The sequence below is a fragment of the Gracilibacillus suaedae genome, assembly GCF_017599345.1.
Lineage (GTDB): Bacteria > Bacillota > Bacilli > Bacillales > Amphibacillaceae > Gracilibacillus > Gracilibacillus suaedae.
Genome location: NZ_JAGFVL010000009.1, coordinates 43,954 through 55,851 on the forward strand (window position 1 = coordinate 43,954; position 11,898 = coordinate 55,851).

Annotated in this window: 10 protein-coding genes and 1 other annotated feature; of the genes, 2 read left to right on the top strand and 8 right to left on the bottom strand. The window is 35.5% G+C overall.

Annotated elements, in window-relative coordinates:
- Window positions 1–179 precede the first annotated feature (179 nt).
- The 6 genes from J5J03_RS01135 to J5J03_RS01160 form a co-directional block, all read right to left on the bottom strand.
- A complete protein-coding gene (locus J5J03_RS01135) occupies window positions 180–1,205 on the bottom strand; it encodes a LacI family DNA-binding transcriptional regulator (protein WP_208585706.1) in 1,026 nt (341 codons plus the stop codon).
- A 286-nt stretch (window positions 1,206–1,491) separates the two neighbouring features.
- Window positions 1,492–2,073: a thioredoxin family protein gene (locus J5J03_RS01140; RefSeq protein ID WP_208585707.1), complete on the bottom strand. Its 582-nt coding sequence runs from the start codon at window positions 2,071–2,073 to the stop codon at window positions 1,492–1,494.
- A 138-nt stretch (window positions 2,074–2,211) separates the two neighbouring features.
- On the bottom strand, window positions 2,212–3,039 hold the full coding sequence (locus tag J5J03_RS01145) for an energy-coupling factor transporter transmembrane component T family protein (protein WP_208585708.1): 828 nt from the start codon (window positions 3,037–3,039) through the stop codon (window positions 2,212–2,214).
- Window positions 3,030–4,745 (bottom strand): ABC transporter ATP-binding protein, encoded by a 1,716-nt coding sequence (locus J5J03_RS01150; RefSeq protein ID WP_208585709.1) that lies wholly within the window; start codon window positions 4,743–4,745, stop codon window positions 3,030–3,032. Before J5J03_RS01150 ends, J5J03_RS01145 begins: the two co-directional genes overlap by 10 nt.
- Before the next feature lie 19 nt (window positions 4,746–4,764).
- The gene (locus J5J03_RS01155; protein WP_208585710.1) at window positions 4,765–5,319 is read right to left on the bottom strand and encodes an ECF-type riboflavin transporter substrate-binding protein; all 555 of its coding nucleotides are present in this window, start codon (window positions 5,317–5,319) and stop codon (window positions 4,765–4,767) included.
- Window positions 5,320–5,416: 97 nt separating this feature from the next.
- Window positions 5,417–6,274: an SAM hydrolase/SAM-dependent halogenase family protein gene (locus J5J03_RS01160; protein ID WP_208585711.1), complete on the bottom strand. Its 858-nt coding sequence runs from the start codon at window positions 6,272–6,274 to the stop codon at window positions 5,417–5,419.
- A gap of 90 nt (window positions 6,275–6,364) precedes the next feature.
- Window positions 6,365–6,641: a binding site (T-box leader), on the bottom strand.
- A 395-nt stretch (window positions 6,642–7,036) separates the two neighbouring features.
- Here J5J03_RS01160 and J5J03_RS01165 point away from each other — a divergent pair.
- A complete protein-coding gene (locus J5J03_RS01165) occupies window positions 7,037–8,035 on the top strand; it encodes a pectate lyase family protein (protein ID WP_208585712.1) in 999 nt (332 codons plus the stop codon).
- 752 nt (window positions 8,036–8,787) lie between these two features.
- Window positions 8,788–9,117: a helix-turn-helix domain-containing protein gene (locus J5J03_RS01170; protein WP_231710551.1), complete on the top strand. Its 330-nt coding sequence runs from the start codon at window positions 8,788–8,790 to the stop codon at window positions 9,115–9,117.
- 48 nt (window positions 9,118–9,165) lie between these two features.
- On the opposite strand, the gene J5J03_RS01175 is transcribed toward J5J03_RS01170, so the two are convergent.
- The gene (locus J5J03_RS01175) at window positions 9,166–9,900 is read right to left on the bottom strand and encodes an AraC family transcriptional regulator (protein ID WP_208585714.1); all 735 of its coding nucleotides are present in this window, start codon (window positions 9,898–9,900) and stop codon (window positions 9,166–9,168) included.
- Between the two features lie 1,035 nt (window positions 9,901–10,935).
- Window positions 10,936–11,898: Ig-like domain-containing protein (locus J5J03_RS01180; protein ID WP_208585715.1), on the bottom strand; the 963-nt coding region annotated here is incomplete at its 5' end.

Consider the following 11,898-nt stretch of genomic DNA (forward strand, 5'->3'; position numbering starts at 1 on the left):
ACTCCTTTTCATTTGATTACGCTTTCAAACTAACTAAGACAACTATTTTTTTATCATATGTGTAACACCTCCCTAATAATGATTAGCGCTCATCATTTTTTTAAATTAAAAATGCGTATTTATAAACATTATTGTTATTTTTATATGATTAACGCTCATCATTTTTTGACAGCCAAATATTATTTTAAATAATATTTGGCATTACCTTTTGTGACAATTTCCAACTTTACAATGTTATCTTCCTGCTCAGGATATTTATCTAACATTAAATAATTAAACGCTAATCGTAATGCTAAACTTCCTTGGTATAATGGATCCTGACAAATCGTAGCTGCAACAATATCATTCTGTAATTGCTGATATATATCTTCACTCATATCATGACCGATGAGGACAGGTTTATCTGTCTCTATCTCTTTCACTATTTTCGCAACATCATCTAATGCACCGCACGCAACATAGACACCATCTACATCCAAAATATTCTGCTTTATTTTTTGTAACGATTCATCTATATGCTGATTATCCAATTTAAGCATTTTAACAAATTCAACTTGCTTATTTTCGAGAGCAAAAGCTTCGAATCCCCTTCGTTTCTGTTTCATTTGGAAGGTGTCTGCTTCATCAGTAATAATCGCGAATTTCTTTGATGTACCTGTTAGTTTAACAGCCAACTCGCCCGCTAATCTCCCTGCATCATAATAATCTGCACCTACATAAGAAATTCGCTTACTTGCTGGCGAATCATTGTTAAATGTAAAGATCGGAAAATCATTGTTGATTCCTGATTCTATGATACTTGCAAGCGGAACACCATCCGTTGGACAAATTACAAGTCCATCATACTTTTGAGACTGAATAATGTTTTCAACCACTGCCACCTGTTTATGTATAGTATGAGGAGTTTTGATAATTTCTACATGAAATCCATAGTCCTTAATATCTTCAATAGTGGTTTTAATCCCAGCTTCTATTTCTTCCCAAAAATACTCTGGATACTCAGGAAACACACAAGCCACTTGTATTGATTTCTTTTTCGCCAAAAAACTTGCTGATTTATTCGGCTTATAATTAAGCTCTTTTGCTTTCTCCAATACTTTTTTTCTTGTTTTTGGACTAACACCTCCTCTATTATGTATTACTCTATCTACAGTAGCCGTTGAAATATTTAGTTGTTTTGCAATAGTCTTTGCCGTTACTTTCATTTTTTCTCACCAAATTCCTTCATTTACTCTGTTAAACCAAAATGATGAGCGCTCATCATTTTTGGACAAAAAACCGCTTTCATATAACTTGTTTTTTTAGTCTAATCATTAAACTATCATTTGTCAATAGTTTTTTATTGTTTACACTAAAGCAATTTTCGCATATTGTTTCTTGAAGCTTTACTAGAACTAATACTATTAGTAAAGACTGTCTATCAATTTTTACTGAATATATTAATAGACAGTCTCTTTATAATATTAAATGAAAAATCCTAATTATCTAGTACTAAACCAGATCACACGCTTCTGCCGGCATCCAATGTTCATCTTTACCGTGCCATTTGATGTTACATCCGATTGGATTGGTTAATGGTGTTGAAATTTCTTCACCAGCCAAATGTTCAGAAAGAGCATTTTCCAAATCATTTACCGTTGCTTTTTCCGACTCACGTGGATTGTCGAGTCCACGACCAGTATAAACCAACTTACGATTTTGGTCGAATACGTAAAAATGTGGTGTGCGCAATGCTCCATATGTTTTGGCAACATCTTGTGACTCATCATGTAAATATATCCATGGGAATTTTTTCTCTTCCATCTGTTCTACCATTACTTCAAATGAATCATCCGGTTTTGTATTGACACTATTAGAATTGATCCCGACAAACTTAACACCTTGGTCTGTAAATTTTTCGGCAGTTGCTCTTGTCACTTCATTCGATCCAACAACAAATGGGCAATGATTACAAGTGAAGAAAACGACCAAAACATTTGCATCATTAAAATCCGCTAAGCTATATGTCTTACCATCTGTTGCAGGAAGCTTAAAATCCGGTGCCTTCTCACCCAACTCCAACGTAAAAGCCATTAAAAAATTCCTCCTTGTAGTCCTTCTTCATTGAAAACGATAACAAAAGGAGGGGATAGATACAAAGATAACGCTCAACTGCCTTCTTCTTTTACTGAATGTTCAAAGGATATTCAGTAAACTCACACTTTCTCATTACTAAAAAGGATTATAAAACCGATCCCCATCATGAAAGGTAATCACCATAGCCACTATAAAAAACACTAAACTAATAATTAAGGTTATCGTATCAACCTTTAATAGCGGTCGGGCGCTATACCAGGTACGTTTTTTATGTTTCCCAAAGCTGCGTAACTCCATGGCATTACTGATTACTTCAATCCGATCTAGACTGGAAAAAATTAATGGCACCATAATCGAAATGACGTTTTTTAGACGTTTTGTTAGTTTTTCATTTTTGGACAAATCAATTCCTCTCGTTTGCTGAACTTGAGCAATGGTACGAAAATCACGCTGGATATCTGGTATATAGCGTAATGCCAACGATACCGCAATGCCTATTTTATAACTAATACCAACTTTATTAAGAGATGCCGCGAGTTCACTAGGGTGTGTGGTTAGAATAAACAATAAGGCAGCTGGAATCACGACAAAATATTTCAATGTGATATTAATTTGGTAGAATAATTGCTCCCATGTCAGATTATATCTGCCTGCTCCATCCCAAATCACATGACTACTGCCATAGATTTGAACACCTTCTTGGGGCGAAAATACATAAATCGCCACATTATTAAGAGCGAGAAACGCTAAAATAATCATCAATACAAAAGATATGTCCTTTAGTTGTATCTTCGATAGTTGGAAGATAACAAGACTTGCAATCAATAACACGAGCAATACCCTTGTATCATAAGTTAGCATAGCTATCGAAGACCAGATAATAAATACAATCAGCTTGGTGATTCCTGATAGTTTGTGTATTGGTGATGTTCGTTCCATATAACCTAATATATTTACGGCCATCTTGCTCGAACCTTTCTATCATAAGAAATAAAGTGATGAACAAACTGCTTTGGATCTGAAATACCTACTTTTACTGCAATGTCAAATAATGAAGTACGCTTTAAGTTTGCCTTGTCGACTATTTCATCATTTGTTAAAACATCGACGGCGGACTCATCTGCAATTAATCGACCATCTGCTAGTACAATCGACCTTGAAGTGTACTCCAGCATTAGATGCATATCATGGGTAATGAATAATATAGTTGTCCCATTGTCATTTAGCTGCCGCAAAAATTCCATCATTTCTGTATAATGACGAAAATCCTGTCCAGCAGTTGGCTCATCCAAGATGATCACATTAGGCTCTAATACTAAAATAGAAGCAATCGTTACTCTTTTCTTCTGTCCATAACTTAACGCAGAGATCGGCCAATTGCGGAACTGGTACAAGCCACAAACTCTAAGTGTTTGCCAAACTCTTTCCTCTATCTCTTTCTCAGAATATCCGCGATTAACAAGACCTAACGCAACCTCATCATAGATCATATGTTTGGAAATCATATGATTCGGATTTTGTAAGACAAAACCAATGTGGGTTGCTCTTTCAAATATCGTTTGATTCGTAATGTCTTCTCCTTCTAAAAAAATCTGTCCACTATTCATTGTCTCAAAACCACAAATAAGCTTGGACAAAGTAGATTTGCCTGCCCCATTCTTACCAACGATACTGACCATCTCTCCCTGCTGAATCGAAAAGGAGATATTCTGTAAAACTAGATCTTGATGGTAACGGAAATTCAAGTTGTTTACTTCCAATACTGGTGCGGAGACTTCCTCTCTTCCTCGTTCCTTAGACTTGGTATACCATTGCTTTAATTTCATCTGACAGTCATCAGCAATGCTTAAGGTATGCATGTGCTCCAATCCCATATCTGGCTTAATCATACATCCACTGTACTTCAATACCTTTAAATAAAGAGGTTCACGTATATGTACTTGGTTTAAGACATGAGAGGCTAACAATTGATTGGGAGCACCATTAAAAACAACCTCTCCCTCATCGAGCACGATAACCCGATCAAAATCAATATGAAGTGCGTCCTCTAAACGGTGTTCAATCATAATGATGGTTTTATTTGTTTCTTCATGAATACGGTCGATTAATTCCATGGCATATTGACCGGTTGCAGGGTCTAAATTTGCAAGCGGCTCGTCAAAAAGCAAAATCTCCACTTCCTCATCTACCATAACACCGCCTACTGAGACACGCTGTTTTTGCCCACCAGAAAGCTCATGGATAGAATGATCTAAATGGTGCTCTAATTCTACTAGTTCGGCTACTTGTTGAATAGTCTCTTTCATCACGTGCTGAGGAACCTTTTCATTTTCTAATGAAAAAGCGATATCCTCCCCAACATTCATCCCAATGAATTGGCCATCCGTATCCTGTAATACCGTACCTACCATTCGAGAAATGGTAAAGATATCTAAGTTTCTTGTATCGCTTCCTTTGATTAGAAGTTCCCCTTCTATATCCCCTTTATAAGAGAATGGAGCTAGCCCATTCAAACAATGGACTAGTGTGCTTTTTCCTGAACCAGATGGACCTAGAATTAATACTTTTTCACCTTGATAAATGGTTACATCGATATTTTTTAAAGTTGGGTCAGTTTGGCTGTAATATTTAAATGTGAAATGATTAAATTCTATTATCGGTTGTCTCATTCTCTACTCCTTTACCTGATTAGGCTTCCTTTGATAAACTATTACCTTTCGTCTGTGTCTTCGCGTATGCAGCAAGTAAGATCGTACCAATGACACCAACAGAGATAATATTGGAAACACCTGCTACTGCACCTTGAGTAAATACTTTATTTGCCGGTTCTGCATATATAATAATATCTAATAATGGCGCTAAAAGGAACCAGCCAATTACTTGCACAATCACTTGAACCACATTAAATGAGATAATTTGTTTTGTACCAAATTCTCCATTCTCTATAGCAATTCGGCGTGCAAACAAACCAATGAACAGTCCGATAAACAGTGAAACAAAAACCCAACTCCACCAAATAGATCCCCAAAGTAATACGTCCTTCAGTGCATGACCGAGTAATCCAATAAGCCCTCCGGCGATAGGGCCAAACAATACAGCCATGAATGCTAGAAACGCAACTGCTGTCTCAATATTTGTGTTAGGAATCCCAGTAGGTATCGTTAAAAAACGTCCCAAAATAACATAAACTGCGGCACCAATACCAATAGCAACAATCGTTCTAATCGATAAATTACTTTTCATAAATCCCTCTCCTTTTTTGGATTAGTTTTATTACTAACAAGTTGTATTTTTGTTGAGCCATGGCTGTATTACATCAATTATCAAAATATTCCTACTCTTAACTATACACAATTTTAGGTGCTTTGCGTACAAAAATTTTCCACTTCTCGCCTGTTTTAATATGATATGCCTTAGCAAAAGATCCTTGATTTAAAGCCACACCAATATTCTCTAAAGAATTGATATATAGCAGTGGTTCGCCAACCTGTGTATCCGCAAACGACTTACCATATGACATCACGTTTTTATACACTTGTCGAGTATCATCTAAAATCGTTACTTCTAATGTATCTCCATAGTCTATCGATGCTCCCTGAAAGTAACGTTTATGAATATTAGTCCATAGATTACCAAAACGGACATCCAATATATCAATCGTCCCCTTAATAATACCTCCATCTACCGTCACACTTGGTGTTGAAAGTTTTACTAGCTGATCTACATCCATTTTCGGTCCTACTTTATCAAACGGGATCACATCAGCAGCAAGTCTTGCCCCTGTGTATGCATACACATCTCTTCCATGAAACGTATAAGATTCATATGACCTTGCCAGCCTGTTTACTTTTTCATCAATTACTCTTGCTTCATCAATACCAACTGAATTCTCAATATGGGTAATCGTTCCATTATCCGGTGTGACAATAAAACGATTGTCTTTTGTTCTCACTACGATACTTAAGCGATCAGAACCTACGCCAGGATCAACAACAGATACAAAAACAGAACCCTCTGGCCAATAGCAAGTTGTTTGGTACAACCGGTAAGATGCCTCCCAAATATTATATTGCGGTATATCGTGGGTAACATCATATAAATCTAAATTATTATCTACAGTTTTTGCCACTCCGTACATTGCACTTACTGCACCATCACTTGTACCAAAATCTGATTGAAAAACTAAATGCTTTGTCATGTTATTCCTCCTTGAAAATTGTTTATGGGTGAAAGCATTCCTAATGGCCTTATCCTGCCCATTAAAAAACGCCCCTATTGTTCTATGAACAATAAGGGCGTTGATATTATTTTCAACACGGTACCACCTTAGTTTACTGCATACTCACATATACAGTCTTTACAAGTACTCCACCTAACAGGCTTTCATACTTTGGTATAGATAACGAGTACCAAATCTCGTCGTCACTTACTTGAGCCATAAATAGACACGTTCAGCACGAAGCTCCAAGGCCATTTTCAGCATCTGCATTTTTGCTTCTTTTCAGCTACCGAAGCTCTCTGTAAAAAAACGCTCGAAACTTACTTTCCCTTTTCATTGCTTTTTAAATATTGCTTTACTCAATCTTTAAATAGGATTATACGAAATATTCACATTGAACGCAAGTACTTTTTTGAATTTTTTGATAATTAACATTTAAATACACGTTGATACATATTTCATTTATTTCCAACTCTAACCATATTCAAAAAATAATCATTATCTCACATTACAGCTTCGAAAAATTTTATACTAGTAACATTATTTCAGTTTTACACCCCGTCTATCCCTTAACAAATGGTAAATAATTCAATTATAAGGATAATATATGTAAAAATGATTATTTATAGAAAGCGCTTACGTGATATGATTTAAGTAACCCATACGAAAGGAGGACGGATGTTTTATCGCTTCGGTGTCAGACGTAAGCTTCAAACAATAATGAAAAGGACGTGAGAAAAAGTGAAGAAAAAATTGCTTAAGTGGTTGTCTTTCAGTCTTTTTGTTACTCTATTATTCTGTTTGTCGTTCCAATCTGTATCTGCAAGTACACCTGATTTCAGTATGACCGGTTTTGCCACTCAAAATGGCGGTACAACTGGTGGCGCTGGCGGAGATACCATAACTGTTCATACAGGAGACGAGCTTGTTCAGGCCATAAAGGACAAAGAAGAAAATACACCTTTAACCATTTATGTGGACGGAACAATTACACCAGACAATACGTCAGATAGCAAAATTAATATTAAGGATGTATCAGATGTTTCCCTATTAGGTGTTGGTACTAATGGAGAACTAGACGGCATAGGCATTAAAGTTTGGAGAGCAGATAACGTCATAATCCGTAATCTCACGATTCATGAAGTACGTACCGGTGATAAGGATGCCATTAGCATTGAAGGACCATCAAGCAACATTTGGGTGGATCATAATGAACTTTATGCTAGCTTAAATGTGGACAAAGACTACTATGATGGATTATTTGATGTAAAACGGGATGCATTTAATATCACTTTCTCATGGAACTATGTCCATGATGGCTGGAAAGCGATGTTAATGGGGTCATCAGATAGTGACAGCGACGATCGAAACATCACGTTCCATCATAATCATTTTCAAAACCTGAATTCACGAGTTCCTAGCTACCGTCATGGAGAAGGTCACTTGTATAATAATTACTTTGAAGGAATTATTGATACAGGGATTAATGCCAGAATGGGTGCTGAATTACTTATAGAAAATAACGTGTTTGAAAATTCAAAAGATCCGCTTGGTGCTTGGTATAGTAGCTCTCCAGGATACTGGAACGTGTCCAACAACTTATATATCAACAGCACTGGTAGTCAACCAACGACATCTACGACCAATTATACCGTTCCATATAACTATACACTTACACCAGTTGAAGATGTGAAATCACTCGTTACACAATATGCTGGTGTTGGAGTAATTCAACCGTAACTTGATGAGAGGGCTGCCCATAAGTCTAAGCATTGACTTTGAGTAGCCCCTCTTCTTTGAATTAGCAAGGACAGACTTCCGAAGTTGATTGATTTGTAACGACTTAATGATGAAAAAAATGATGTTCCTCTATTGGACACGAACTCTCACATTCTTGCTCCTCCTGTCCTTTAAATCGCTTCAATCTGGCACGCACATCAGTTCTCTCACTCCTCCGGACGAATAAAATAATTGTATACGTCGTTGTATCTGAGCTACCAGTTTAAGCAGAAGGTCACCCACATCCTCCGATTTATATGTAACAGAAATGAAAAAGAAAAATATCTCTTGAATTGGTATAATGAGATCAACTATAACAACATTCATAACGGTCCAAAAATGGATTACTTTCCATCCCTCTTACTCAATAATCCAAATTACCCAGAAAACCTTTTAAAAAATAGTCAAATGATTTATACTAAGTACGGAGATAGGCAAAATTACCTGTAATTTAATAAGTGATTTCAGAATACACTTGCTTACTTAGTCAATGGTTATGTGTAACAAACAGTTTTTCATATCAACCTCTTTATTTTTTTATGTGTTAAATTTTTAACAGAAAGAATAGTTAAAATAGGAGAAACAATTCAACCTTTTTCCTGTTAACGGATACAAAATATTTTTTGGGAGATAACAATATATAAGAGATGTATATTATTATCGATTTTATGTCGAATAGTAACGAAAGAATAAACTTAAAGAAGGGATACATTATGAATGAATTAAAAATAGGAGAACAACTAAAGGCATTAAGAAAATCTTTAAATTTAACATCACAAGAAGTTGCAAATCGAGTCAATATCTCCCAATCGTATATCAGTCGATTCGAAAATGATCGTTCCGTTCCTGATGTTGAGATGCTAGCAAAAATTTTAAAAGCACTAGGTACAGACATGACAACTTTCTTTTCTTACTATGAAGATAATCAAAACATTCCGACCGACTTAGCTCAACTCATTGAAATGAGTAAAAAATTAACACCAGAGGAACGAATCAAATTAACTGAATTTCTTACAGTATTAAAAAGAACTACATCGAAGTAACCGTTCTTACTCAGACGAACGGTTGCTTCTTCAATTTAAAATTCCTCTTTACCGATTACGATATTCTTTTGGCGTACAACCAACAATCTTTTTAAATTGAACCGTAAAATAACTTTGACTTTCAAATCCACATAAATGCGCAATTTCGACAAATAAATAATCTGAATGTTTGATAAGATATTTCGCTTTATTGATTCGCTCTTCTAAAATATAACTTTGAATATTTTTGTTTGTCTCTCGTTTAAACAAAGCTGATAAATAGTTGGGATGTCGACCACAATATAAGGCCAAATCATTCAACGTAATCTGCTGAGATAAATGTTCCTGAACATAATGAACAATCATTCGGGATGGTTTACTCAAACCCTTCATTCTATTTTGCTTTATTTTCCTAATAAAGATTAGTAAAATCTTTGTCTCTAATTCGAAAAATACTTCTTTATCAAAAGCAGTTACTCGATTCTCTATATCTTTGACTGTACTAGTCATTAATAAAACCATTTCGTTTGGATTACAACCTGACTCTATTGCCGCACGTGTTAAATTAGCTACTAAAACAATTAAATTATTTTTCAGGCTTCTATTTTTCGATGTTGCTAATGTTTGAACAAAGTTCTCACGGTTGTTTTTTAAAAGTTCTATCGAGCGCATATCTCCATTTCTAAATAACCTTAAAAAATCTGACTCTGTATCAAAACAGTAGTGTATATTTTCATCCAATACATACTCATATTGTAGGTTATTACTTCTTCTTGGATTAGAAATATCGCCTGTGTTCTTCATTTAAGCAGTCCCTTCTACTTGATGTAAATTAAACCTCGAATATAAAGCTACTTAAATTTTTTCTAGCTGAGCTACTTTTGATAATAATAGTGGTACCCTGAAATATCATGTTCTACTTTGTCGATTCTAGTACGGAAGGAGGCATGCCGCCAAAAGAATCTGCCCTTTATTTTATCTGCACCTCTTATTAATGGACATTTTATAACGCTTCCATCCATTTAAATTCGGATCCTTGTAAAAAAACTGAACACCTTTCCTTCTAGTTTTGTTATGTATCATCTAATTACTTCTCCTACTGGAAATTTAGAAGCTGTTAGTAATACCAGCCGATATAACATTCTTGTAGTAGTAGAAGAACTTGTAAATATTGGTGATTAAAAAGGAATTATAAGTATCTATTTACTAGATTATGATTATTATTAATAATTTGTCAAATAAAATATTACTATAAGTAATAAAAAACCAAAAAATTTAAAACACAGGTTAAATATCCATTAGGAAACGAACTAAGTAATATCGTCCACCTTTTATCAGCTGTTCAACTTCCAACTTATTAATGATGGCCATCGCCTACTGTTATTTCGTTAATTCATATAGTACTTTTCTCCATCATGATATAATCCTTAGTCATAAATGTATAAATAGCCTTTATATTGAAAAAATTAAAGATTTCAAATTTGTTCTATGTTTTTTATGTATAATCGCGAATTTCTGTCATGGATATATCCTTCGCTTATTTTTATGATCATTTCTGTTAATTGAATCTCCGTTCAATTCCTGTTCTAAAAAAGCATGTTTCAACCGATCATCATAACTGATTCCAGATCGAAAGAAACAAGGTCGTATCTTCTGATTGAGATAATGCGTCTTTTTTTAGATAAATTGATGTAATTGATATTGTTCTGTGGCACTAACTTTCCATTTTACTATTTTACATTCCTCCTTTTTTTAAAGATTGCATAATTAAATACAGATCTACCAATATATTTTTTAAAGGAGGAGCAAATGCTTAGCATTTGCTCCTTGACCTTAAAACTATGATTGTTTGCGTCGGCCAAATATTCTAGTGGCTATACCAGCTAGTAGTGCTCCTAGCCCCCCAACTAAGTAAGCCCAAGTATTAGTAGCCGTGTCAGGAAGTACATTATCTCCTGATCCATCGTCTTTTGACGCTGAAGAATTATCTCTGCCGGAATCACTGTCCGTATCTGTGCTTGTGTCGGGATCAGCATCCGGGTCTCCACCAGTAGGATCTTCTGGTACGATGACTGACTCTGAATCATTTACGTTTTCAGCTTTATCTGTTGCAATGATGGTTAATTTATCTCCCACCTCAACAATGTCTCCTGAAATAACGAGTGTGTATTTACCCGATTCAGTATTGTAAATAATCTCATCAATAGTTACTTCTTCTCCTTCGCTTGTTTCAAGAGAAACGTCAGCTAATAGCTCGTTAGATTCAAATGAGATTTCATAACCTGATTCACTGTCTCCGCCAATTGTAACATCATCTAATACTGGTGCATCTGTATCTGAATCAGTCGGATCATCCATTTCATCCAATACTGTTACAAATGTAGAATCACCTTGGTTTCCATCCTCATTGACCTGATACAATTCTACAACGGTACCTGCAGACAATGGCTCATCTACTGCAACGGTGAATAGCGTACCATCATTTGGAACAACTGTAGCAAGTGATTGGAATTCAGGAGCTGTAACTTCAGTTTGACCAATTACCTCTCCATTAACCACCGCATAAACAGTAGCACCTTCTAGTCCCATTCCAGTTATTACTTCATCGCCATCATAGATTTTATTTACTTCTGGTGCATCAGGATAGACTTCCTCCGTGTCTTCTGGGTCATTTGGATCTAAAGGGTCTGTTCCGTTGTCTACCTCATCTCCATCGTTGATGCCATCTCCATCTGTATCTGGATTTTCTGGATCAGTTCCTAGGTCTGCTTCTTCTTCATCTGTTAATCCATCTTCATCGCT